At 60.2% G+C, this 24,116-nt stretch carries 26 protein-coding genes; 2 read left to right on the forward strand and 24 right to left on the reverse strand.

Features of this window, described 5'->3' with window-relative positions:
* Positions 1 to 36 precede the first annotated feature (36 nt).
* The 24 genes from folD to QU595_RS26500 form a co-directional block, all read right to left on the reverse strand.
* Complete coding sequence (folD, locus tag QU595_RS26385) at positions 37 to 975, reverse strand: bifunctional methylenetetrahydrofolate dehydrogenase/methenyltetrahydrofolate cyclohydrolase FolD (RefSeq protein WP_315927585.1); 939 nt, start codon at positions 973 to 975, stop codon at positions 37 to 39.
* A gap of 56 nt (positions 976 to 1,031) precedes the next feature.
* Positions 1,032 to 3,026, reverse strand: a complete 1,995-nt coding sequence (locus QU595_RS26390; RefSeq protein WP_315927587.1) for an acetoacetate--CoA ligase — start codon at positions 3,024 to 3,026, stop codon at positions 1,032 to 1,034.
* 79 nt (positions 3,027 to 3,105) lie between these two features.
* Complete coding sequence (locus QU595_RS26395; protein ID WP_315927589.1) at positions 3,106 to 4,188, reverse strand: methylenetetrahydrofolate reductase; 1,083 nt, start codon at positions 4,186 to 4,188, stop codon at positions 3,106 to 3,108.
* Between the two features lie 58 nt (positions 4,189 to 4,246).
* The gene (locus tag QU595_RS26400) at positions 4,247 to 4,837 is read right to left on the reverse strand and encodes a methylenetetrahydrofolate reductase C-terminal domain-containing protein (RefSeq protein WP_315927591.1); all 591 of its coding nucleotides are present in this window, start codon (positions 4,835 to 4,837) and stop codon (positions 4,247 to 4,249) included.
* A gap of 87 nt (positions 4,838 to 4,924) precedes the next feature.
* The gene (gene purU, locus QU595_RS26405) at positions 4,925 to 5,791 is read right to left on the reverse strand and encodes a formyltetrahydrofolate deformylase (protein WP_315927643.1); all 867 of its coding nucleotides are present in this window, start codon (positions 5,789 to 5,791) and stop codon (positions 4,925 to 4,927) included.
* A 74-nt stretch (positions 5,792 to 5,865) separates the two neighbouring features.
* Entirely contained in the window at positions 5,866 to 7,290 is a 1,425-nt protein-coding gene (locus QU595_RS26410) for an aminomethyl transferase family protein (RefSeq protein ID WP_315927593.1), read from the reverse strand.
* Between the two features lie 305 nt (positions 7,291 to 7,595).
* Complete coding sequence (locus tag QU595_RS26415; protein WP_315927595.1) at positions 7,596 to 7,862, reverse strand: hypothetical protein; 267 nt, start codon at positions 7,860 to 7,862, stop codon at positions 7,596 to 7,598.
* 54 nt (positions 7,863 to 7,916) lie between these two features.
* The gene (locus tag QU595_RS26420) at positions 7,917 to 8,921 is read right to left on the reverse strand and encodes a PDR/VanB family oxidoreductase (protein WP_315927597.1); all 1,005 of its coding nucleotides are present in this window, start codon (positions 8,919 to 8,921) and stop codon (positions 7,917 to 7,919) included.
* Between the two features lie 20 nt (positions 8,922 to 8,941).
* The gene (locus QU595_RS26425; RefSeq protein ID WP_315927599.1) at positions 8,942 to 10,039 is read right to left on the reverse strand and encodes an aromatic ring-hydroxylating dioxygenase subunit alpha; all 1,098 of its coding nucleotides are present in this window, start codon (positions 10,037 to 10,039) and stop codon (positions 8,942 to 8,944) included.
* Positions 10,040 to 10,234: 195 nt separating this feature from the next.
* Positions 10,235 to 11,182, reverse strand: a complete 948-nt coding sequence (locus QU595_RS26430) for a nitrilase-related carbon-nitrogen hydrolase (RefSeq protein WP_315927601.1) — start codon at positions 11,180 to 11,182, stop codon at positions 10,235 to 10,237.
* 47 nt (positions 11,183 to 11,229) lie between these two features.
* A complete protein-coding gene (locus tag QU595_RS26435) occupies positions 11,230 to 11,679 on the reverse strand; it encodes a carbon monoxide dehydrogenase subunit G (protein WP_315927603.1) in 450 nt (149 codons plus the stop codon).
* Positions 11,680 to 11,777: 98 nt separating this feature from the next.
* Entirely contained in the window at positions 11,778 to 12,104 is a 327-nt protein-coding gene (locus QU595_RS26440; protein ID WP_410000575.1) for a phosphoribosyl-ATP diphosphatase, read from the reverse strand.
* Between the two features lie 74 nt (positions 12,105 to 12,178).
* Positions 12,179 to 14,407, reverse strand: coding sequence for a malate synthase G (locus QU595_RS26445; protein ID WP_315927607.1), 2,229 nt, complete (start codon positions 14,405 to 14,407; stop codon positions 12,179 to 12,181).
* 130 nt (positions 14,408 to 14,537) lie between these two features.
* Positions 14,538 to 15,062 carry a carboxymuconolactone decarboxylase family protein gene (locus QU595_RS26450; RefSeq protein ID WP_315927609.1) on the reverse strand — a complete coding sequence of 175 codons (525 nt, stop codon included), beginning with the start codon at positions 15,060 to 15,062 and terminating at the stop codon, positions 14,538 to 14,540.
* Between the two features lie 10 nt (positions 15,063 to 15,072).
* On the reverse strand, positions 15,073 to 15,963 hold the full coding sequence (locus QU595_RS26455; RefSeq protein ID WP_315927611.1) for a cyclase family protein: 891 nt from the start codon (positions 15,961 to 15,963) through the stop codon (positions 15,073 to 15,075).
* A 30-nt stretch (positions 15,964 to 15,993) separates the two neighbouring features.
* Positions 15,994 to 16,842 (reverse strand): nitrilase-related carbon-nitrogen hydrolase, encoded by an 849-nt coding sequence (locus QU595_RS26460; protein ID WP_315927613.1) that lies wholly within the window; start codon positions 16,840 to 16,842, stop codon positions 15,994 to 15,996.
* Positions 16,839 to 17,237: a cupin domain-containing protein gene (locus QU595_RS26465; protein WP_315927615.1), complete on the reverse strand. Its 399-nt coding sequence runs from the start codon at positions 17,235 to 17,237 to the stop codon at positions 16,839 to 16,841. The genes QU595_RS26460 and QU595_RS26465 overlap by 4 nt, the downstream gene beginning before the upstream one ends.
* 11 nt (positions 17,238 to 17,248) lie before the next feature.
* A complete protein-coding gene (locus QU595_RS26470; RefSeq protein ID WP_315927617.1) occupies positions 17,249 to 17,566 on the reverse strand; it encodes a hypothetical protein in 318 nt (105 codons plus the stop codon).
* Between the two features lie 2 nt (positions 17,567 to 17,568).
* Entirely contained in the window at positions 17,569 to 17,964 is a 396-nt protein-coding gene (locus QU595_RS26475) for a hypothetical protein (RefSeq protein ID WP_315927619.1), read from the reverse strand.
* Between the two features lie 136 nt (positions 17,965 to 18,100).
* On the reverse strand, positions 18,101 to 18,598 hold the full coding sequence (locus QU595_RS26480; RefSeq protein ID WP_315927621.1) for a GNAT family N-acetyltransferase: 498 nt from the start codon (positions 18,596 to 18,598) through the stop codon (positions 18,101 to 18,103).
* A 55-nt stretch (positions 18,599 to 18,653) separates the two neighbouring features.
* Positions 18,654 to 18,854 carry a hypothetical protein gene (locus tag QU595_RS26485; RefSeq protein ID WP_315927623.1) on the reverse strand — a complete coding sequence of 67 codons (201 nt, stop codon included), beginning with the start codon at positions 18,852 to 18,854 and terminating at the stop codon, positions 18,654 to 18,656.
* 106 nt (positions 18,855 to 18,960) lie between these two features.
* Positions 18,961 to 20,505, reverse strand: coding sequence for a sugar ABC transporter ATP-binding protein (locus tag QU595_RS26490; protein ID WP_315927626.1), 1,545 nt, complete (start codon positions 20,503 to 20,505; stop codon positions 18,961 to 18,963).
* 130 nt (positions 20,506 to 20,635) lie between these two features.
* Positions 20,636 to 21,607 carry an ABC transporter permease gene (locus tag QU595_RS26495; protein ID WP_315927627.1) on the reverse strand — a complete coding sequence of 324 codons (972 nt, stop codon included), beginning with the start codon at positions 21,605 to 21,607 and terminating at the stop codon, positions 20,636 to 20,638.
* Positions 21,604 to 22,503 carry an ABC transporter permease gene (locus tag QU595_RS26500; protein ID WP_315927629.1) on the reverse strand — a complete coding sequence of 300 codons (900 nt, stop codon included), beginning with the start codon at positions 22,501 to 22,503 and terminating at the stop codon, positions 21,604 to 21,606. The genes QU595_RS26495 and QU595_RS26500 overlap by 4 nt, the downstream gene beginning before the upstream one ends.
* A gap of 438 nt (positions 22,504 to 22,941) precedes the next feature.
* Between QU595_RS26500 and QU595_RS26505 the strand changes: the two genes are divergently transcribed.
* On the forward strand, positions 22,942 to 23,619 hold the full coding sequence (locus tag QU595_RS26505) for a helix-turn-helix domain-containing protein (protein WP_315927631.1): 678 nt from the start codon (positions 22,942 to 22,944) through the stop codon (positions 23,617 to 23,619).
* A 284-nt stretch (positions 23,620 to 23,903) separates the two neighbouring features.
* Positions 23,904 to 24,116: hypothetical protein (locus tag QU595_RS26510; RefSeq protein WP_315927633.1), on the forward strand; the 213-nt coding region annotated here is incomplete at its 3' end.

Here is a 24,116-nt window from a genome sequence, read left to right on the forward strand (position 1 = left end):
ACTCATTCAAGTGACATTAAAACGAATTTCATTTTGTTAAACATGTGGCAGGATCATGGAGGGAGAGCTTCTGGGATACCGCGCCCGCGCATGGTGCGCCTCGGCGGCTCTGACCGTGTTGTGCATCAACATTGCAATCGTCATCGGGCCGACACCTCCGGGAACCGGCGTCAAGGCTCCTGCCACGGCGTTCACGCTTTCAAAGTCGACATCCCCAACGAGACGTGTCGCGCCAACGCCTGCAGCCGGGTTGGCGATCCGGTTTATGCCGACGTCGATGACCGTCGCACCCTGTTTCACACAATCAGCCATGATCAGTTGAGGCTTGCCGACCGCAGCGACGAGAATGTCGGCCTGCGCGCAAATCTTCGCGAGATCGGGCGTCCGGCTGTGGGCAACCGTTACGGTGGCGTTGGCTGCTAGCAAGAGGCTCGCCATCGGCTTGCCGACAATGTTTGAACGGCCCACCACGACGGCGCACAAACCTGATAGGTCGGCGCCATGCACTTCCTCGATTAGGCGCATGCAGCCGAGCGGCGTGCAAGGCAACAATGCGTCTGCGGTGTGGCCAGCGCTCAGTTTGCCGATGTTTGTAAAGTGGAAGCCGTCGACATCTTTGGCCGGCGCGATCGCCTGTATGACGACATCGCTGTCGATGTGGCTTGGAAGCGGAAGTTGCACGAGGATGCCATGGATGGCCTCGTCCTGGTTCAGAGTGGCTATGACCTCGACAAGCTGCCGCTGGGTGATCTCCTCAGGCAGCTCGTATTTGCGCGACAGAAACCCGCATCTTTGCGCTGCCTTGGCCTTGGAGCCGACATAAACTTGGCTCGCTGGATCGCTGCCGACGATTATGACGGCCAGGCCTGGTTGAACCCCCTCGCCCCTTAATGTTGTGATACGGCGTTCGAGCGAATCCAGCACTTCCTCTGCCACCTCCTTTCCCGAAAGGATCTTTTTGCTTTCGTGAAGCATCTGCTACTCCGTATCTGGATCAATGTTCGCGCAGAACCCGAACAGCGGGGCCACGCTCACGCCGAGAGCTCGGCAAGGCTTTCGAACAGCTTCAGGGATTCAGGATTCGCGAGCGCCTCGACGTTGCGCACCACACGGCCGTGAATGGTATCGCGGACGGCAATCTCTGCAATTTTACCGGTCTTGGTTCGCGGTATTTCGGCAACGGCGACGATCTTGGACGGCACGTGCCGAGGCGTAGCGCCTTGACGAATCCGCGCCTTGATCCGGGCGACAAGGTCCTGGTCGAAGACGCAATTATCGCTGAGGCGAACGAACAGGACGACGCGAACATCGCCGTCAAAATCCTGGCCGACGCAGACAGCGTCGGCGATCTCCACCATCTTGTCTATTTGATTGTAGATTTCCGCGGTGCCAACACGCACGCCACCGGGATTGAGCGTCGTATCAGAGCGGCCGTGAATGACGAAGCCGCCATGGCTTGTCTGCTCGGCGAAATCGCCGTGACACCAGACATTGTCAAAGCGGGAGAAGTAGGTTTCGAGGTACTTCTGGCCGTCTTTGTCGTTCCAGAAGCCCAATGGCATCGAAGGAAACGCGCTGGTGCAGACCAACTCACCCTTTTGTTGCCATATCCTCTTTGCGTCGTCGTCCCAGACCTCGACGGCCATACCCAGCCCCGCCGCCTGAATTTCACCCGCCCAGACCGGCAGGATCGGCGCACCAAGCACAAAGCAGGAGACGATATCGGTGCCGCCCGACATCGAAACCAGGTGGATGTCCGGCTTTATCGCTTCATAGACGAATGCGTAACTGTCGATCGACAGCGGAGAGCCCGTCGACATCAGAACCCGCAATTTCGACAGATCGAAACACTTGCCGGGTTCGATGCCGCCTTTCTTCACGCTCTCGATGAACTTGGCGGACGTTCCGAAGTGAGTGATGCGTTCTTCCTGCGCGTATTTGAACAGTGTCTCCCCGTTCGGGTGAAATGGCGAGCCATCGTAAAGCATCAGTGTGGCGCCACTGGCGAGCGCCGAGGCCAGCCAGTTCCACATCATCCAGGCGCAGGTTGTGAAGTAGAACAGCCGATCGCCACTGTGAATGTCACAATGGAGTCGATGCTCCTTGAGGTGCTGGATCAGCGTGCCTCCCGCCGAATGCACGATGCATTTCGGTTTGCCCGTTGTGCCCGAAGAGAACAGGATGTAGAGCGGCTGGGAGAATGGGAACCGCTCGTAGACGATCTGCCGATCCTTACGACCCTCAATGATCCTCTCAAGAGTCGTTGAGTTCGCGATGGCAGCGCTCGCGGCTTCTGCCTCGCCAATGAAATCTACGATTATTGTCTGCTTCAGGCTCGGGATGCTGGCCGCGACCTCGGCGATCTTGTCGCGCAACTGGTGACGCTTGCCATTGTAGTAATAGCCATCGCAGCTCACCAGGAATACCGGCTCGACCTGCTGGAACCGATCCAGTATTCCCTGCGCCCCAAAGTCAGGTGAACAGGACGCCCAGACGGCACCTAGGGAAGCGACAGCCAGCATGACCGCAATCGTCTCCGGCAGGTTCGGCATCACCGCGACGACGCGATCGCCCTCCCTGAGGCCGCCTTCGACCAGGAACTGCCTGATCTTCGAGACGGTGCCGCGCAACTCTTCGCGTGTGACGCGGCGTGTCTCGCCATTCTCTGCCCTGAACACGATCGCCTCGCTTGCCCCATCGGAGCGCAGCAGATTTTCGGTGAAGTTCAGGCGTGCATCCGGAAAGAAGCGGGCCTTGGTGATGGCAGCCCCATCCGACAGCACACGGGCCCCCTTGTCGCCGATGATGCCGCAGTAATCCCAGACGAGGCTCCAGAACGCGGATCGGTCGTCAACGGACCAGCAGTGCAAATCCCCATAGCTGGCCATGTCATGGCCGCCAACGGCCGCCGCGGCGGTCTGGAAAGCATCCATAGCCGTATGCCTGACCGCCGCCGGCGAGGGAGCCCACAGCGGAGCCGATGCATCACCAATCTCGGTCGATGCGACAGTCTGTCCTTTGTTCATTTTCGTTCGCCTCAACAAATCCAACGTTGCGACGCCTTGCTGGGCTGGCGCCAAGGCCAGTCCCCAGCGCAGCCGGTTGTTAATGCGCCGTCTTGATCATCTCGACCTGGCTTTCGGTTCCATCATCGTGCAGCAGATGATCAAGCCGCTCGGCGACGAGCTGGTCGTCGCGGCGGATCTCCCGCTTCCAGGGCTGGCGGCCTTTCAGCACGCCCGATTCATCGACGATCTCGGCGACATATTCCTCCTGGCGGTAGGCCATCACATGGATGCCGGCGACGCCCGGGATTTCCTTCACCTCGTTGATGATGTCGATGCAGAGTTGCTTGCCTTCCTTCTTCTGATCCTGCGCGCCCTCGAGCCGCTTGATCACCGCGTCGGGGATATGGATGCCCGGCACGTTGGAGCGGATCCATTTCGCCGTCTTGGCGGAAGCGAGCGGACCGACGCCGCAGAGCAGGAAAAGCTTTTCGGTGTGGCCGAGATCGCGCGCCTTCTGCATGAAGGTTTTGAACATCGGCACGTCGAAGCAATATTGCGTCTGCGCGAATTGCGCGCCGGCGGCGATCTTCTTGCCGAGATGGATCGGGCGGAAATCGTAGGGCGGCGCGAACGGATTGACCGCGCAGCCGAGGAAGACCTGCGGCGGTGTGGTCAGCTTGCGGCCGGACAGGAATTTGCCGTTGTCGCGCATGATGCGGATGGTTTCGAGCAGAGACATGGAATCGAGGTCGAACACCGGCTTGGCGCCTGGCTGGTCGCCGGCCTGCACGCCGTCGCCGGTGAGGCAAAGAACGTTGCTGACACCCATCGCCGCCGCCCCCAGCACGTCGCCCTGGATGGCGATGCGGTTCTTGTCGCGGCAAGCGATCTGCATGATCGGCGAATAGCCCATGCGGGTCAGCAGCGCGCAGATGCCGACGGACGACATGTGGCAGTTGGCGCCGGACGCGTCGACCGCGTTGATGGCGTCGACCCAGCCGTCGAAGATCTTCGCCCTGTTGTAGACGTCTTCCGGATCGGCGCTGTCGGGCGGGTTGAGCTCGGTCGTCACCGCGAACTCGCCGCGGCGCAGCACGCGCTCCAGCCGACCGCGCGAGGAATGGCCCGCGAGCGGATCGAGCGGCAGATGGGCGCCATTCGGATTTACGTCATTTTGCATTGTCGCACTCTTCTTCGTCCGTCGTGATAGCGCGCAGCCTTGCGCTCCCCGCCGGCGCTCAATTTCGCTCGGTCGTGTCCCTCGCTGCCGCTGCCTGCGCTGTCACCCTCAACCAGGCCGAGGTTTCGCGCAGCGATTGATCGACCGGCTTCTGCACGGCCAGGATCTTGTCGCCATGGACCATGTTGCGCGACCCTTCCCAGGCCTTGACCCAGACGCAGGGCATGTCCGGCTCGACCTCGCAATTGCCGTTGGCGCGCACGCCGCCGCACGGACCGTTGCGCAGTTGCTTGGGGCAGTTCATCGGGCAGGACATGCCGGTCGACGACAGGATGCACTGGCCGCACATGCGGCAGTCGAACATGAAGCCCTTGGCGCGCTTCTCGACGAATTTCACCGGTGCCTCGACGCGGCCGTAGCCGATGCCCTTCCACACGGGGTGCAGCAAAAGGAAAACGTCGGCGAAGCGGGCGTAAAACCATTCGAGCAGGCGCGAATGGCGGATCGACCACAGCCGCACCGCAAAGCTGCGCTGGACGCGCCGCTGCGGCGACACGTCGGCCGGCTTGTAGTCGGATTTCGGCGCCGCTTTCTTGACAAGCGTGGCCTGGGTGACTTTGGCGTCGTCTGGCTTACTGGCCTCCGTCATTTCGCGACCTCCTGTGGCAAACGATCCTGCCTGAAGACAGGCAGGGCCTTTCGCGTCACCTCGCCGACAAAGGCGGGTTCACGATCCTCATCTGAAGACGACCGTTTTCTTCCCATTCAGGAAGATTCTGCGCTCGGCCGCTGCACGCACCGCTTTCGACAAGACTGCCGCTTCAGTGTGGCGCCCGATCCGCACCATGACATCGACGGTCGCACGATGATCGACCGGCTCGACCGCCTGCTCGATGATCGGGCCTTCATCCAGGTCCGCCGTGACGTAGTGGGCAGTCGCGCCGATCAGCTTCACGCCGCGTTCGTGGGCGCGGTGATAGGGTTGCGCGCCCTTGAAGGCTGGCAGGAAGCTATGATGAATGTTGATGCAGCGTCCTTTGAGCGCCTTGGTCAATCCGTCCGACAGCACCTGCATGTATCTCGCCAGGACCAGGAGCTCGCTTCCGGTTTCGTCAATCAGCTGCAGGATGCGGTCTTCCTGCTGGTCGCGGTTTTGATTGTCGACGGGCAGATAGTGAAATGGAACGCGGTGCCATTCGGCCAGCGCTCGCAGGCTTTCATGGTTGCCGATGACACCGGTGACGTCCACCGGCAGATCACCGGTCGACCAGCGATAAAGCAGGTCGTTGAGACAATGTCCGCCCTTGGAGACGGCGATCATGACTTTCAGTCGCGTCGTCTTTTCGATCAGGGACCATTCCAGGCCGAGTCTTTCCGCGCCTGGACGAAATTCTTCGCGCAACTTTTCGACGTTCGCTGAAAATCGTGGCCCCGAGGCCATGAATTCCACCCGCATGAAAAATCGGCCCGTTTCGGTATCCGCGAACTGCTGGCTGTCCAGGATGAAGCCGTCGCGTTCCGACAGGAAGCTGGTGACCCCGGAGACGATACCGCCGCGATCCTGCGCCTGAAGCGTTAGAAGATAGGTTGGCGCCTTCCGCACGTCGTTGTCCTTTTTGCTGGAATGTCGGAGCGAGCCGGCCCGCAACTGTCATCCTTGTCCGAGCAGCCTTGCCGTCAGGCCTTGACGGCTGAGGGCGAGGCTCTCTTTTCCCGAGCGATTGCCGTGTACGGCGCCGGTGCCACGGTGACGCGAATCTCGATCTGCTCGTGCCGCTCGACGTGAGGCTTCCTGGACCCGCCATTGACCTCGCCCCAGGTGAGGACGAGTTCGGTTCCGGGCTCCGCATGCTCGGCGTCGATCATCGCAAGCGACAGCGCCTCGCGCTCGTTGGCGCTGTAGCCGCAATGCGTTGAGAGGCCCGCCGGGCGACCGTCAAGCGTGCGCACCACGTCGAAATGCGGCCAACCGATGTTCGAGACGGGGAACTCCAGGGACTTGTAGCGAGGGCCGTCACCGATCTGCGAGGCGAAGACCTTGAGAACGTCCTCCTTGTTCCACACCAGGGTGACGCGATTGCGCAGCGGCCCCTTGCTCATGGCCTCGAGCGCGCTGCGGCCGACGAAATCATGGTTGAACTTCAGCAGGCGGCCATAGCCCTGATCCCACGGCGTTACATAATAGTCTTCGACGTTCTTGGAGTAGTGGCTGCCGCCGAGCTGGACGCTGGCTTCCCAGCTGTCGTCTGAAAGCCATTCGCGGTAAGGCTGCAGTTCCTCGCCCGTGTAAATGCCTGGCATCGGATAGGGCATCCAGCCGGACTCGTACACGGTGCTGAAATACGACTTCAGGCCACCCTGGCGCATGCCATGCTTGGCTCCGGCCTTAAGGAATGCGTCCCTGACCGGCTCCATGTCGTCGTAGGGCCCGGACAGTTCGACGCCCAGGTGACCCGACATGCCGTGACGCAGCACAAGAACCTCACATCCGGCGATACGAACCTTCGCGGTGCGGAAGAAGGCGATCTCCGGCGCCCCGCCTTCCACGACCTCGTCGAAGATCTTGGCGGCGTTCGGACCCTCCAGCTGGAACCGGTAGCGCAGGCGGCGGCCGGTCTTGTTATACGCGGTGGGGGCGTCGCGGATGACTTCGATGTCGTAGCCGGCAGCCTCGGCGTTGTAGTGGACCCAGTTGAGCACCGGCATGCCGCTGATCATCTCAAACGTGTCTTCAGCGTGGCGATAGGTGATGCAGTCGCCGATGATATGGCCGCGCGGCGTCACGCCGATGAACTGCTTGGCCCGCTCGATGCCGAACTCGGCGATATTGGTGATGCACAGGCCGGCGAGCAGCTTGTGCGCGTCGCGCCCCTTCAGGACCATGACGGGCATATGGTGCGACTGGTTGAAGAAATAGGCCGTCTCGCGCCAGGCGCGCTGCTCCTCGCGCCAATTCGTGTATTCCTGGGGGATGACGGAAGAGAGAAGGCTCGTTCTCGCCTTGAAGTGAGGCGCAATCGTATCGTTGTAAAGATATTCAACCAGGTTCTTTTCCCGGTTGACGACGTCCTGCAGCGACTGTCCGCCTTCGCTCTTTTTCATTTCAAATCTCCCTTCAGGCCCGCCTGTCGCGACGCCGTTCGATTGCAAGAAAGCTGGCTGGCGGATCGCTTGGATGCCAGCGCCGCCAAAGCTGGGAACCGCTCCGACCAAGAGGCCGTCCGCGCGCTCTAACTTTAATTACATTAAAACGGTATCACATGTTATCAAAGACGGTCAACATGCCACCGTGCGAAAAGACGGTCCAATTGCCATTGGTCGAATGTTGGCGTCACATGGTCCTGAGCGCCAAACATCGAGGTGCCGTCGATGCCACGCGACGGCGAAGAAGATGCCTTGGTGAGTGCCTAGAGGTGGTAAAGCACTTCTGGCGTGGTGATATCCCAGATCGCGCTCGATACCTTCTTCCAATGCGCGCGTTCAGGCCCGGTCGAGCGTTTCGCGAAAGCCTTGCTCTGTTCGATCGCACCGTCGCGGCCATGCCTTGCGACAAGCATGCGCGCCACGCAAAGCGCCCTTTCGTCATAGCACCAGAACGGGACGGGCTGGTTCAGGAAGATCCAGGCTTTGTCTATGAAGGTGGCTGCTCTGGCAGTCATCGCGTTGAAGTTCATTTTGCTTCTCCTCCGATAACCGATCTTCGAACTCATCGCACCGCCAGGCGCCACTCAAAGGTCGACCACAAGCCGTTCAGTCTTGGAGCGCGATACGCAAATCATGATCACCCGGTTGGATGCCTTTTCAGCGGCGCTCAGGACCGAATCCCTGTGGTCGGGAATTCCCTCGATCACATTCGTCTCGCAGGTTCCGCAGGTCCCTTCCTCGCATGAGCAGGGCACGATCAGCCCGGCGTCCTGGATGGTCTTCAGGATCGACTTGTCCGGAGAAACCTTGAGCGTCTTGCCTGAGCGGCGTAGCTCGATCTCGAAGCCACTGGATTCCTGTTCGCCCGGGTCCACAGGCTTGAAGCGCTCGAGGTGCAGCACGCCCTCTGGCCAGCCGGCGGCCAGCGCCTCGACGGCGATCATCAGACGTTCCGGTCCACAACAATAGACCAGGGTCTCAGGCTCGACGCTGCCGAGCAACTTGCCGAGGTCAAGACGGCCGGCGCCATCGGCGTCGGCAACATGCACTCTCTTGCCAAACGCGGAAAGCTGCGGGAGGAACGCCATGGAATCGCGACGGCGGCCGGCATAGGCAAGCTTCCAGTCCGCGCCGCTGGCCTCGGCTGCGATGATCATCGGGATGATCGGGGTAATACCGATTCCGCCCGCGATAAAAAGATACCTGGGGGCCGGAACCCAGCTGAAATTGTTGCGCGGGCCGCGAATCTGGACCCGATCGCCTACCGCCAGGTTGTCATGGACGTATCTGGAACCGCCCCTGCTGACGGTTTCGTTCAGCACACAGACCCGGAACTCGGTCCTGTTGTCGGGATGTCCGCATAAGGAGTATTGGCGCGTCAGTCCATTGGGCAATTGTAGATCGATGTGGGCTCCGGCCGCCCAACGGGGCAAGTCGCCGCCGTCGGGCCGCCGAAGCGTCAAAGACATCACCCCGTTGCACATCAGCTCTTTCGCACTGACGGCAAGAACGTCCTGATATTCGGTAAGCGTTGTCTTCACCGCGGTGCTCTCTCCATCCAAAGCATGAAGGGGCGCCTCGCGGTACATCTCGGCGCCCTCCCACCTAATCAGGATGCGGTTTTGGTTTCACCGTCGGGATTGGCCTTGGCCAGCCCCGTCTCACGCATTGTCTTGCGGTAGTTGACGGCCACCTTGTCGAAATCCAGGTGCAGCTCATCCGCCAGGTCGAACGGCACATGTTCCGGCCGCTGGCTCTCCACGATATTGCGGTCCTGCTCGAAGATGACGTTGGTGAACTCGATCATCACGCTTGGATCTTGATCGTGGGCATAGTTCCGCGCGGTACGGATATAGCCGCGGGACTTGTCCTTGCCGATCGGCTGCGAGGTGAAGATATGCACCATCTCGTGGTCATTGCCGCTCCAGGTATGGCGCAGAACGATCGTATAAGGGGCATGCAGTTCATAGCGGGAATGACGGATCGGTGCATCGCGGTCATCCAGACCACCGAACACCGGAAATTCCTCGGTGTTGTTCACCTCGGGACGGTCGTAGCTGTAATGAAGGACGTTGTCCTTGACCTCGACGGTGTATTTGTCGACCACCGTGCGGTTGGGGTCGCCAAGCAGGCCTTCATGTACCCAGGGGAAGTGAGCGAAGTCGGTGAAATTCTCCACCTGGCGAGAAGAATCCGACAGCCAGTCGTAGGGGCCGGCCGAGACCTTGTTGTATTCGGGAGCTTCCAGCTCGGGAACTTCCGGCAACGGGAAGCGCGGCTCTTTCATCGCGACCCAGATGAGCCCATAGCGCTCCTGGCAATGATAGGCATCCACCTTTGCCTTGGAAGGGACGTTGCGCGGATCTTCACGCTGCGGAATAGCGCTGCAACGTCCGTCTCCCCGGTAGCGCCAACCGTGATAGGGGCACATGATCTCGTCACCGATGACCTTGCCGATCGACAGCGCCGTGCCGCGGTGAATACACAGATCAGCCATCGCATTTGGCTTGCCGGTAGAGTCGCGCCAGATAACGATCTGCTCGCTGAGAAGCCGGGAAGAATACGGCTTGTCGGTAACATCGGCGGCAAACGCGACGGGATGCCAGCAGGCGCGCAGGGCCTCGAAATCCGGGATGGCGGCGGGAGCGTACATCCTCGTCTCGGGTTGCCGGAATTTGGTGTTGCTGCTTTTCAGTGCGGCGGACATGGGAACCTCCCTCTAGTGGCTGCGATCAGGCTAGCATCATATTTGTATTTTTCAAAGAAAATTTAGTGGCATTAAATCGTTTGCAGACCCGGGCTCGACACAAAAAAGGTGTCACAGAGGCGGCACAATGCCGCAAAGGCGGACGAGGCCGGCATGCACCGGCCCCGTCTGACCCATGGTTACGCGGTAGTCGCCTTACTTCGAAAACAGCGGAGCGAAGACGTCCGGCCGATTGTAGTGACCGGCGAAATCGATAACCAGTTTCGGGATGATGACGTCCTCAAGATCGATGTCGGCGAAGAGGACTTCCGCGTCCTGGCCGGAGCCGTCGGCGATGACCTTGCCCAGGCAATCGACGATGACCGCGCCCTTTTTCAATTTGCGCTGCTCTTCCAGAAACTTCTTCACTTCGGGGGCCGTGCCGACGGCATCGATGTAAGTTGTCGGGATGCGCGAAACCGCGTTCACCACGAAGCACTTCAACGAATAGGCCAGGCCGCATGATGCGGTAACGATCGCATGATGCATCGGGAAGTAGGGGTGGAAGTACAGCGGCCAAGAAGACACATGTACGACCGGATAGTGCTGGGCGGCGGCATACTGCCCGAGAGGATTGGAGTTTTCGCCGCAGATCAGTCCGGACACGGTCCCAAAATCGGTTTTGAACGCGTTGTAGGAACCGGTCTTTCCAGGACCGTGGACCATCCGTTCGCCGGTCGTGGGTACATACTTCTGATGCTTGCCCGCGATCGTGCCATCCCGGGTGATATGGACCTGGGTGTTGTACATGGTGCCGGTCGTCGAGTTGAGGCGCTCGTTGATGCCGACCACCGCATTGATGTTGCCCTTACGGCAAGCTTCGGCGATTGCCTGAATGTGATCTCCGGGCACCTCGACGGAATGCTTGAACAATTCCTTGTCGAAGTTACGCGCCTGCATTCCCTCGCCGATCGACTCGTACCAATTGGGGAAGGTTGGGATGAACGCTTCGGGAAAGCCGATCAGGTCGGCGCCACCTGCTGCAGCCTGCTCGATGAGGCTTATGGCCTTGTTGGTCGTCCCATCGATATCGAGAAAGACTGGCTCGGCCTGGACGCCGGCAACGCGGATCTTCTTGAAGTTTTGTCTCTGGTGATTTTCCATCTTAGTTCCCCAGTTTCGAACAGAATGCGCGTTTTGCGCGGTTTGGTTTAGCTGCCGATTTCTTTTGCGAAGCTCGAAAAGAACTGATCGGCGTAGGATTTGGCAACACCATTGATAAGGCGCGCACCGAGTTGGGCAATCCTCCCGCCGACATTGGCGTTAACGTCGTAGACAAGCGAAGTCCCGCCTTCCGGCCGGTCCGTCAGCTTGACGGTGGCGCCAGCCTTGGCCGAGCCCGCGATGCCGCCGCGCCCCTCGCCCGAGATCGTATAGCCATTCGGAGCGTCGATGTCCGTGAGCTCGACGCTGCCCGAAAACGTAGCCTTGATCGGGCCGATCGCGACCTTGGTCGTGGCGTTGAACCGACGATCGTCCGCTTTCTCGAGCTCCTGGCAGCCAGGGATGCACTTCTTCAAAATTTCGGGGTCGTTCAGGGCATCCCAGACGCGATTGCGATCAGCGTCCAGATCGACCTGCCCTCTCATCGTCAGCGCCATGCGACCAGCTCCTTCCCAATGACGGCCTATTTAACTATTATCAATCATTTTTAATGAGTATAAAGTGACAATGAGCTAATGTCCAGTCCAACGCAACGTCAGCGCGGAGGCCTCGCTGCTTTTTCTTGGATACCCGACCTATGGATCCGACGCTCCAGCTCGGCCAGGACTTCTTGCAGCGGCACACCGGCAATCGAAGCCACTACAAGCCAATGATAAAGCAGGTCCGCGCTCTCCTTGACGAACTCGCGACGATCGCGGGCGACGGCGGCGATAACAGTCTCGATAGCTTCTTCACCGAGTTTCTGGGCAGCAGCGGCCATCCCCTTTGCGATGAGCTTGGCGGTCCATGAATTTGGATCGCCGGAACTGCCTCGCCGCGCGATCGTCGTTTCGAGCTCGGCAAGCGAAAAACTGGGGAGGATGCGGGGTCTCTCCTGGGCGGCGCGCGTCCAGGGACCAGCTTCGGCAGCTGCCTGCGCCGTGTCGCCTTCCTTGCTCATTGTGGCGGCAAGCTCTGTTTCGCCTCCAGCCGCCGCTTGTGCAGCACCGGCTCGGTATAGCCGTTTGGCTGGCTCGTTCCCTTGAACACCAGATCGCACGCCGCCTGGAAGGCGACGGAATTGTCGAAATCGGGAGCCATCGGCCGGTAAAGCGGGTCGCCGGCGTTCTGGCGATCGACAACCGCCGCCATGCGTTTCATGGTCTCCATGACCTTGTCAGATGTGCACACCTTGTGGCGCAGCCAGTTGGCGATGTGCTGCGAGGAGATGCGCAGCGTGGCGCGATCCTCCATCAGGCCGACATCGTTGATGTCGGGGACCTTCGAGCAGCCGACGCCCTGGTCGATCCAGCGCACGACGTAACCGAGGATGCCCTGCGAATTGTTGTCGAGCTCGCGCTGGATCTCGTCCGGCGTCCAGTTCGGCCGCACGGCGACCGGCACCGACAATATGTCGTCGAGCTTGGCCTTCGGCCGGCTCTTCAGCGCCGCCTGCACGGCGTGCACATCCACCTTGTGATAATGCGTGGCATGCAGCGTCGCGGCCGTCGGCGAAGGCACCCAGGCGGTGTTGGCGCCGGCCTTCGGGTGGGCGATCTTCTGTTCGAGCATCGCCGCCATCAAATCCGGCATCGCCCACATGCCCTTGCCGATCTGGGCATGGCCGGCGAGCCCGCATTCCAGCCCGGTGTCGACATTCCAGGCCTCGTAGGCGGAAATCCAGGCGGCCTGTTTCATGTCGCCCTTGCGGATCATCGGGCCGGCTTCCATCGAGGTGTGGATCTCGTCGCCTGTCCTGTCGAGGAAGCCGGTGTTGATGAACACAACGCGTTCCCTAGCGGCGCGGATCGCCTCCTTGAGGTTGACGGTGGTGCGCCGCTCCTCGTCCATGATGCCCATCTTGATGGTGTTCCTGGCCATGCCGAGCAGCGCCTCGACGCGGTCGAAGATCTCGACGGCGAAAGCGACCTCTTCCGGCCCGTGCATCTTGGGCTTCACCACATACATCGAGCCGGCGCGGGAATTCGCACGGCGGCCGTTGTCGCCGACGTCGTGCAGCGCGATCAGCGCGGTGATGGCCGCGTCCATGATGCCTTCCGGCACCTCGTGGCCGTCGCGGTCGAGGATCGCCGGATTGGTCATCAGGTGGCCGACATTCCTGACCAGCATCAAGGAGCGGCCCGGCAGCAGCAGCTGGCCGCCGTCGGGTGCGGTATATCGGCGGTCCGGGTTGAGCGAACGCACGAAACTCCTGCCGCCCTTCGTGATCTCTTCCGTCAGATCGCCCTTCATCAAGCCGAGCCAGTTGCGGTAGGCTGCAACTTTGTCTCCGGCATCGACAGCAGCGATGGAATCCTCGAGATCCTGGATCGTCGTGACGGCAGATTCGACGATTACGTCCGCAATGCCTGCAGGGTTCGCTCGACCTACGGCTGACGACGCATCGACCACTATCTCAATATGAAGGCCATTGTTTCGAAGCAGCACGGACATCGGCCTGTCCGGTTGGCCCGAATAGCCAACAAACTTCGTACTGGTTGCGAGCCTGACGCGCGAGCCGCCAGTTATTGCGACCGAAAGTTCCCCACCGGCAACCGACAAACCGTTCACGTCCCGCCACGCGCCGAACGCCAGCGGGACGACGCCGTCGAGAAAGGCGTTCACCCAGGCGACAACTTTCGAACCGCGTTTGGGATTGAACCCCTTGCCCTTCTCAGCGCCGCCAGTCTCGGGGATGGCGTCGGTGCCGTAGAGCGCGTCATAGAGCGAGCCCCAGCGTGCATTGGCGGCGTTCAGCGCATAGCGCGCGTTCATCACCGGCACGACCAGCTGCGGCCCGGCGACGACGGCGATCTCGGGATCGACGTGCTCCGTCAAGACGCTGAAGGCCGGGCCTTCCGGCACCAGATAGCCGATCTCCTTCAGGAAATTCTTGTAGACCGCCATGTCGATTGGCGCGCCATTCGCGCGATACCAGCCGTCGAGCTTTTCCTGCATGGCGTCGCGCTTGGCGAGCAAGGCGCGGCTTTTCGGCGAAAGGTCGCGGACAATCGCCGACAAGCCCTCCCAGAATTTTTCCGGGTCGATACCTGTGCCGGGAGCCGCTTCCCGAGCGACAAAGTCGTGCAGCCTTTTTTCGACGCTCAGGCCGGCCCGAGTCGTTCGCGCTGGGGAACTGCTCTCAGCGATATCCTGCGGCGGGCGGGCCAGGCGAGCGTTTGTCATTAGCGATTTCCCTAGGTGCGGTAAAAGCCGACCAAGGCCCCCTGGCAATGCCAGGCGCACAAGGATGGGGGCTAGGCCCCCGCCGGGATATGCGTTGAGCGAAGTACCCGGAGGGGGAGATGCGGATCAATCAGATGGCCGAGTCCAATTCCCCCGCCGACAAAAACAACGCCAGCAACGGATAGTAGCCCGATATCGCAACCACCTCGCTCGCTGCGCCGCGGCCAAGCGATTGCGCGAGATGGGCAAGACGCTCGGGGGGAACCCTGCGTTCCTTGATTGCCGTCCAGCACGTTTCCACGATCGCGGCGACGTTGCTGTCGTCGAGGCCGCTCACCTTACCGGTACGACACGCCGCGAGCCAGTCGTCTCGCATGCCCATGCTTTTGGCAATCCGCTCGTGATAGCCCCATTCGTAGCCGGAGCCGAACGCGGCCGCCGCGGCCAAGATAGCCACCTCGCGAAGGTCGTCAGCCAAGGCGCCGGAGAACCGGATTGCCGAACCTACCGCTTGGATCGAATCCGCCAGATGCGGGGCGTCGAGCATCGCAAGAAAGGGCAGCGGCACGTCCTTGCGAGGTCCCGACGCGATCTGGTCATAGACGCGCCGCTGCTCAGGCGACATCGCGCCCAGATCGTTGGCACCGATCAGCATGATCCGGCCCTCAGCGTCCGTCAGGGCCGCCGGACATCATGCCGGAAGCGATCTGGCGAGGTCCAAAGATTGCCTTTGCGACGTCGCCCACAGCCTCCACGTTCTCTTCCACGCCCTGGAAGCAAACGATGCGGCACGGGCAGGCCTCGAGGCCCTCATAACGCCACGGGAAGGCACCGATGATGCCGCGCTGGTTCAACAGCAGCTCGATGTCGCCGCCCACATTCTCTGCGTGGATCAGACCTTCCTGGAACGCCTGCGAATGGAAGGGGAAGTAATCCTCCACGACCTTGCGGCCGGAGCGCTTGTGCGTGTAGCTGTTCTTGCCGAAGAACTCGTCGCAGCTCATGCCGACCTTTTCCTCGAACTGGCGAGCCAGGTCGGGACGCATGCGGCGGATTGTGGTGTTCATGGCATGGTCGCCCGAACCGCAATCGATGCCGAACCACTTGATCTTCTTCTTGAGCATCCAGTCCAGCAGCTCCTGCTTGCCGCCCGGATGCATGCAGAAGTACTTCACCAGATCCTGCTGTGGCTTGCCTTCCCAATAGCGATGCCAGCCGGTGTGAATGATCAGGATGTCGCCATCCTTCACTTCGACCGGAGCGCTTTCGATCATCTCCGGGGTGATGACCGCCCAGTCTTCCATATGTTGTGATACGTCGACCACGGCGCCGGGACCGCAAAGGAAGTCCAGCGGGTAGGACGCCATGTCGCCCATGCCGTCCGTGCCATGCATCGCGCCGTCGATATGAGTGCCGACGTGGAGAGCGGAATCGATGCGCTGTGCAACGATGTGGATCGTCTGCAGGTTCTGCGCATAGTACATCTTGTTCCCGGCATAGCCGACCCATCCAGGGGTATGCACGTTCATGAGATGGGACATATCGGTGATTTTCATGGACGCGGTCCTTTTCCTTGGTGTTACTGACTAGAGATTCCGGTCGCCTAGCTTCAACCCGTAGACATCGGTCCGCCGGTCCGCCCGCGGCCTGATCAGATCGCTGCGAAGCTGGGCCTTCTGCACATTCGCGATGTCGATCGGCGCGATGATGGTTTCCTCGATGTCATCCGACGCCGGGCCGGCCAGAAGGGCGCCATAGGGATCACAGATAAGCGATGACCCCAGGAAATTGATCTCGTCCGCGCTACCGCCCTGCGATGCGCAAACCACATAGGTCTGGTTGAGATTTGCCTGGACGATCGCGCCCCGCGCCTGCCCGATCAGCCCGTCGCCGTCGCGCGGAACCTTGTCGAAACCTCCGACCCAGGCCGTCGGCACGGCGACGATATCGGCACCCGCAAGAGCCAGCGCGCGCATGACCTCGACGAAGCGCAGGTCGTAACAGACGCACATGCCGATGCGGCCAATAGACGTATCGACCACCTCAAGACCCTTGTCGCCCCTGGCGAATACCAGTTTCTCGCGATCGAAGAGATGCAGCTTCCTGTAGTGCAGAAGCATGCCTTGCGGACCGACGAGCACGGCTGAATTGAACAGGCGGTCTCCTTCAACCTCGCAGAAGCCCCCCGCTATGAGCAGCGAATGCTTCTGGGCGGCATCCGTCCATGCTCGCAAGGTGGGTCCATCCAAGGGCTCGGCCGCAGCAAAAAGTATTTCGCCTCTGAGCGTATAGCCGGACACGGCCAGCTCCGGCAAAACGACAAGGTTCGCACCACGACCCGCAGCCTCTTCGACAAGCCGAAGGGTCCGGGTGCGATTCTCATCGCAGCGACCAGGCTCGGCCGTGAACTGGGCTGCCGCGACGAGCGTGCTCATTCTGGAGGAAGCGCATCTTTTGGCAGCGCCCCGACGGCTTTCAGCAATGGAACATCAGCGGGGCTTGGACCACCGACACTGACGATGCCCTTGCCGCGATCAGCGTGGACGGCATGCTTCACGCCAACCGGTACGTGGACTACGCAGCCGGCATGGAAAGGCAGGCTGATGTCGTTGGTATAGTCGTAAATGGTTCCCTCGCCGTCGAGGATGAAGATCGTGTCTTCAGACTCCGTGTGAACGTGCGGCTTGTTGGCTTCGCCTGGCTCCAGAAGGACGTAGTTCAGATTTGCGACCCAGGCGTCGGTGCCTGGCCAGATGATGAACCGCGCGTCCTTGGAGATCAAAGGCAAGCGCATGGAAGGATTGTCGCGATGAAACGCTCGGATGGCCATTTTGATACCGCCTAGAGATGTTGCTCGTTCGCGCCTGAATTCGTCGGCCCATGCCCGCCGATCAACACCAGCGGCTGATCGTCGGCAGCCTCGAACCGATAGCGGCTATGCCGTTCAATATGCACCACCGTTCCCTCCGACAGAGGGGTCTGGATGCCCTTGGTCACATCGATGACAGCGCCGGCGCCGTCATCGACATAGTAGATGGAGCCTGCTGAGTGCTTCATATCCGCGGTGCATGCGCCGGACGCCAAATCGATGATCTCAAATTCCGGAATCAGCGACAAAGGCACCGCCGGATCACCCTCTTCGAAAGCTCGAACGGACATGATCAGGCCCCCTTGAGGTGCTGGTAAAGGCGCTCGTCAGCCGGGCAGGGTCCACCAATCACCAACAGATCGTGATTGCTGGCCGCCTCGAAGCGATAAGCGTCGCCTCGATCGATGTGCAGCATGGTGCCTTCGGCGAGTTGGGTGGCACGCCCCGTGGCAATGTCGATTACGACACCTGCCCCGGCCCTGACGTAGTAGACGGAATCGGATGGATGCTGCAGGTCGATGGTTTGCGAACCCGCCTTGATATCCAGCACATTGAAAGTGCGCCATTTCGCGCCGTTGCCCGGCCACATCGCCGCAACAGCGGTTCCCTCCCCTACGATGATTGGCAATCGAGGACAGTCAACTGCACTGTCGATGACGCGCACCGCGCCTTCAGTCGTCCCACTCATCGGCTTCACCATATTGAATATTATTTACATACTATTTAGTAGTATCAAAGAGGACGGGAGGCAAGCGAAAAATGGATCTTTGAGTGGCTGGATGATCGCTGCTATGCAACTGGACCAGCCCGTGAGGGATAACCGTTCAAGCCTCAGACGCCTGCAAGATGGCGTGGGCCCGGCCAAGGTGCGTGAAGGTCGCGACCTCAATCATTCCAAGGGCCAGATGTGCCGCGAGTGATTTCGAATTGTCCCGTCGGATGAAGGTTATAGGGGTCGTTCCCGGAAGGATCTCCCGCAGCTTGTTATAAAGCGCCGCCGCGATCCCCTTGCGTCGGTAATATTCGTCAACGCAGATCGGCCCATAGATGAAATGCTGCTCTTCCAGATCAACCTCGCGCAGCATGGCTTGTACGATTCCGACGTCGCTGTTGGCAGCTACTGTCGAGGATATGAGATAGCCCACGACGCTCACCCCATCGCGTGCGACCAGCACCGGCATGACGTCCAGCCACCTCTCAAACCAGGCCCGAGGAAATTCGGCTGAGAGCATTCCGCCCGCGGAATGGAGGTTTGCCGCTTGCAGCCGAAGAATCCCGTCGACATCGTTGCGGTCCGCGACCTTGACATGAACTTCGCCCATCAAGCCCTCTGCTAGATTCGAGGCTTAGGTTCGGCAGCACATGCGGACACCACCGTCACGGACAAAACAGCCGGGAAAGAACATAGTCGACGTGTTCCGGCGCAACGGCCGTCTTGCGGCCGCTCAGCGGGGTGCAAAGCACCAGCTCGCCCTCGCTTTCCCATTCCAATCGGTAGGCCATCGATCGGAGCAATGCTCTCAATTGTACAAGGCCTGCGCCTAACCTGGACCCCTTGTCGAACTCGGTCTCGGACATCTGTGCGATTCCCGTCATGGGCTCGGGAAGACGGTGCGTCGAACCCGTTCGTTCATCATTCGTGGGGCCTATGGCGATGTCTTGTGAACCGCACTGTCGCAAGGCCCTAGTGCACCGTCTGGACGCCTTGACCTTCGATGGCCCGTCCGCTCGAAGCCACTTCCAGGATCATGCGTTCGGTGGCCGCGCTGGCATCAAATTCCTGTAGGAAACGGTAGTCGCGCATCACCACGATACGGCTGCTGGTCACCATCAATTCATCCACTTCGGACGAGATGATCAGAACCGCGCAGCCGCGATCCGCCATTTCATGAAGGATGGCGTGGATCTCGGCTTTTGCGCCGACATCGACACCGCGGGTTGGCTCGTCGCAGATCAACAGTTTAGGCATGGCCAGGATTGCCCGGCCAAACAGTACCTTTTGCTGATTGCCGCCGCTCAGCGTCGAGATCGGCACCTGGAGGTCGCGGGCAACCAAGCGCAGTCGCTTGAGCACATCTCCAGCCGATTTCCTTTCCTGGCGCGGCTTCATGAAACCAAACGCGCTAACCGAAGGAAGCGAGGACGCGCTGGCATTCGTGACTAACCCAAGATTGGCGAAGATGCCATCCCTCTTACGATCTTCGGTAAGGTAGACAATACCTGACTTCAGCGCTTCCTCCGGCGAAACGAAGGAACGCGTTGCGCCGTCCACGCGCAGCTGGACGGATGCGTTCGACATCTTTGATCCGGCGAGAGCCCTTGCAAACGTCGTTCGTCCCGCCCCGACAAGGCCGGCCAGACCAACGACCTCGCCGGCATGCAACGTAAGCTGGGACTCGCCCCGACCGGTCCGGTAGGTTATTTCGTAGCGCTTGGCGTCGGCAACCTTGTTTCCGCGCGGGTATGAACGCTCTACTTCGCCACCTACCATCATCTTGACGATGTCGGAGACCTTCAGGCCTGCCACCGTGTGGGTGGCGACCAGCTTGCCATTGCGAAGCACGGTCAGCCGATCGGCCATCGCGATGATTTCCTCGAGACGGTGCGACACGTAGAGGATCAGGACCCCGGCTTCCTTGAGGGCCCGCATGATCTTGAAGAGCTTCTCCTGTTCGGCCAGCGACAGCACGGCGGACGGCTCGTCGAGGATCAGGATCCTCGACGACACCGAAAGTGCTCGCGCAATCTCGACCATTTGCTGTTGGGCGACAGTCAGGTCGCACACTTCTGAGCGCGGATTGAGATCGATCTGATGCTTGTCGAAAAGCTCCTTGGTCGATTGTAACAGCTTCTTCTCGTCAACCGCGCCCCAGGCGTTCAAAGGTTCGCGACCGAGATAGATATTGCGGGCGACAGACAGTTGCGGGACGAGGCTGAATTCCTGGTAGACGGTCGATACGCCCGCGGCCTTGGCGTCCGCCGGTGACGAAAAGCGAACCGTCTTGCCACCGATACTCATTGCCCCCTCCGTAGGAACAATGGCGCCGGAAAGGATGTTCATCAGTGTCGATTTGCCCGCGCCGTTGGCTCCCACCAGAGCATGGATTTCGCCGGCCTGCGCCGTGAAATCGACCCCCTCCAACGCCACAACGCCGGGGTAGCGTTTGGTTATGCCCTGCACGCTCAGCAGAGGGTCAGCCAAGAAACCGGGCAGATTTTTCGAGCTCATCTTGGCGATACTCCAACGGCAAGCGGTAGAATTTCTGTTCTGATGACCGCGCCATGTGCTGGCATTCGGCACTTACCCGGTGTGGCGGAAGGGGTTCGGCCGCGGCGCCTTCCGAAGGTGACCGGCCTGCTCACGTCGACCGCGCGGACACTCTTCCATGGATCGTCGAGGCCGCGATGATGATGACCCCCATGACGATCAGCTGAGCGTAGAACGACAGTCCCGCGACGTTGACCAGATTGAACGCGATGAGCAGCACAAGGCATCCCGCAATCGTGCCGCCAACATTGCCGCGCCCGCCGTCGAAAGTGGTCCCTCCGAGAACGACGGCCGCCAGGACCTGGAACTCAAGGCCTTGCCCGGCAAGCGTCGAAGAAACGCCCGAGCGAGCAACCAGAGCCAATCCCGCAAGCGCCCCGAAAAAACCCGAAAACATGTAGGCGACCAGAATGGTGCGCCGCACCGGAAGACCCGAAAGCGTGGCGGACATCCTGTTGCTGCCGCATAGATACAGGCGCCGCCCAAACTGGCTCCTGCGCAGATAGAGAGCACCGATGACAGCGAGTGCAAGAAAGACAATCGCCAGCACTGGAACCATGCCGGACACCCTGAAATTGAAGAACTCGCGGAACCCGGGCGAAACGACGCCCTTGGCGGTGCCGCCCGAATAGACCTGTATAAGGCCCGACAGCGCCAGGCCGGTGCCGAGCGTCAGGATGAAGGAAGAAACCCGCCCGTAGGCGACCAGGAAGCCGTTTATGCCCCCCACGATTACACCCATGAGGCAGGTCCCGATGATTGCCAACGGAATGTTCGAGGCATCGCCGTTCATAAGAGCCGCCGCGACCAAGACCGCGGCTGAGATCACGGCGCCGACCGACAGATCGACCTCGCCGAGGATCATGACGTAGGTTACCCCGATTGCCGCGATACCGACCGGAGCTGCCTGCCGCACGATGTTGAAGATGTATGTCGGATTGAGGAATGCGTGCGAGCTCAGGATGGCAATGGCATAGACCGCCGCCAGCACCAGGAAGATCCCATAGCTGGAAATGCTTGCGAACCACGGCTTACGATCATTTCGAACAGCTGCGACACTCATGACTGCCTCTGCTCCGATCGGTTGGCGAGTATAGCAAGCACGACGATGGCACCCTTTAGGAACATTTGGACAAAGGACGATATTTCAAGGAGATTGAGCGCATTGGACATCACCGTGAGCGCCAGGACGCCTCCAACCGAGTTGATGACGTTGCCACGCCCTCCGGCAAGCGTGGTCCCGCCGAGAACGACTGCGACGACGGTATCCAACTCCAAGCCCACGCCAGCCAGCGGATATCCGGCCCCCAGACGGCCTGCCAGCATCAGTCCGGCTGCGCTTGCACTCAGACCGCAGATGCCGAAGGCCAGCATGCGCAACCGCGTGACGTTCAAACCGGAGCGCGTCGCGCTCTGAGGGTTACCGCCGGCCGCCTTGAGGTGATAGCCGAAGCGCGTGCGCTCGAGCAGCCAATGCGCGCTGGCCGCCAAAACGAGCAGAATGATTGCGGCCAATGGGAAGCCGAAGAGATCGCCGCCGGAGAGTTCTTTCAAAAATTCAGGAGCGGTACCGACGGTGCTGTCGGTATAGGTGAAAATAAGGCCCTGCAGGATCGACAACATTCCAAAAGTATAAATGACGGAATGGACCCGCAGTTTTTCGATTAGATAGCCATTGATCAAACCGAGCACGCTGCCGCCGATCAGGATGAGACCGACCGCCGGCGCGACAAAGGCCGAGTTGGCACCGGTCAGCGCGCAGATGATAACCACCACCAGGCCTGCGGCCATACCGACGCTAAGATCGAGCATTCCGGCGACGACCACGAATGTCTGACCCACGGCCAGAATGCCGAGGACCGCGGACTGCTTGAGAATGTTCGCGGCATTGTCGGCATTGCGGAACTCGGGCGACGCTATGGACGCTGCGACCACGACCAGGGCCAGGACAAACCACACGCCGTATCCCTGTATCCAGGGACCGAGGACGCTGCGCAACGATCGTATGCGGGGATTTGCCTGCGGTGAAGTCGTTGCGTTCAAGGCTTAAATCCAACTGTCTCGGTTAACTTTCGGTGCAGCGCTGCGACCCGCTTAAGGCGCAAACGACATCATCGCTGGACACGGGCTCGTCCACCTGCAACGTTGCCAATCTGGCGAGCTATTTTTTGAGTCGACCATCATGTTGCGCAACACGACTATTTATCCACCACCGCCACAACGGTTGGCGACATGTTCCCGATTTATTGCAATCGCCCGCTGGCGACGTGCTGATTGGCAACGACACTGCATTCCGATTTAATAAACGTCAAGTGAATTTTATGAGATTGAAAAAATGCACATCGCAACAATGCCCGAGATCGTTGCACGCACCTGTAAGGCCTAGGACTGGGACTGATGCCGAGAAAAAAGACGACGACCGCTGAAAAGGACGCAACGCCGCCACCTGAGGGACCGACGCCGATTGCCGACGTGATGGCGATCGTTGGCGCCAAGATCCGTGAATTGCGGACGGCACGCAACATGAAGCTTCAGGATTTGGCTCAGGAAACCGACGTCAGCACCTCGATGCTGAGTTTGCTCGAGCGTGGGCTGACGGCACCGTCGATTGGTACCCTTATCAGCATCGCCAGCGCTTTGAACGCGACTATGGCCGAGTTGGTGCCCGTGGGTCACGGTGCGAGCGAGAAGGTGGTTCTGAGAAAGGCGGATTCGGCAGCCGTAGAGGCCAAGCACCATGTTCGAACGCGACTTCTAAAGGAAGATCCGGCTCGTGGTGTCTATGTCACGATAAACGAATATGAGCCCGATACAGGCAGTTCCGGCCGCCAGATGCTGCATGCCGGCATAGAATTCGGCTACATACTAGAAGGCGAGCTGACCGTCGATCTCGACGGAACGAGCTACCTCGCCTCGCCTGGCGACTTCATATCATTTCAATCGCGCCGACCGCATCGGTTCTGGAACCACGGCAAGCGCATCACCAGGGCGATCTGGTTCAATATGTATGCGACCGGGCGTCCCTCGACCCGGAATGCGACTGACCCACTGACGGGGGAAGACCAGGGTTCGTGAGAAACCTCGAAATCATTAGACTAGGCGTCATCGCGGCAGCCTCGAAACGCCCTAAGTAAACTCCCTTGCGCCAAAGAATTGGCCGCAAGGAAAAACTCACACGATCGTAGAATCTTGTCGACCGCACTCTTCCTGCTTGATCACACGCAGGAGGTGGCGGATTGCGGTCGACTGTGCTTGGGAGGACGCCCGGCCCGCCATTGCCTTTGCGCCTGAATCACGAATTTGATGTTTACATACATTGAAATGAATGTCAATGTTGTCAAAATTCCAGGGCATTACAAATGGCACTTCCTCGTCTGGTCAACATGCTGCTACGAGGACTCGCTCTTGCCGGCTCGTGCAGCGACAGGCGGCTAAGCGAGCGCATCGCGGAAGCGCCTCGTCAAATTCCCCTCGATCAAATCCTCGCGGCCTTTCCTGACCTCGCACCGACCTTTCGGTTCGACGAGCCAGACGCCAAGACACCGACCGGCCACGCGCCTCGCCAGCACCGC

It is taken from the genome of Mesorhizobium sp. SP-1A (genome assembly GCF_032460275.1).
Lineage (GTDB): Bacteria > Pseudomonadota > Alphaproteobacteria > Rhizobiales > Rhizobiaceae > Mesorhizobium.